Origin of the sequence: Thermococcus sp. GR5 (assembly GCF_012027535.1) — an archaeon.
Taxonomy (GTDB): Archaea; Methanobacteriota_B; Thermococci; order Thermococcales; family Thermococcaceae; genus Thermococcus; species Thermococcus onnurineus.
In genome coordinates, this window is sequence record NZ_SNUN01000032.1 from 1 (window position 1) to 405 (window position 405).

Annotated in this window: 1 protein-coding gene; it reads left to right on the forward strand. The window is 50.4% G+C overall.

The window, feature by feature from the left end; all coding sequences use genetic code 11:
• Positions 1 to 104 precede the first annotated feature (104 nt).
• Positions 105 to 405, forward strand: a 301-nt coding sequence (locus tag E3E33_RS10740; RefSeq protein WP_167731700.1) for a hypothetical protein, incomplete at its 3' end; no start/stop codon positions are given.

Consider the following 405-nt stretch of genomic DNA (forward strand, 5'->3'; position numbering starts at 1 on the left):
ATGGAATACTTGCACCATCGTGCAGTATTCACCCCCAACTCGCTAACCGCAACCCGACTGATAATTTTAAGCCCGTCGCAGTTAATAACTAAGGTGGTGGTATTATGCCGAGGAAAAGACGCCTTCCGGACGTGGTGACCATCAAAATGCCCGTGTTAGTCCAACCTCGCGATGTCTTCGAGGTTGTGTTCGAGAGCGAGGAAGCCAGGAAGATGGCCGAGGAGATTGTCGAGTACATCAAGAAGAACGGGCGCATGGGTTGGGACGAGTACAAGGACCTCTTCCCACCCGAAAAGCATTATCTTTACTTCCGCGTCATCAAGAGGCTTGAGGCTCTTGGCTTCATCAGCAGAGGAGCTTACCACACGTACATTCTCTCGAAGAAGTTCACTGACAGAATGGAAA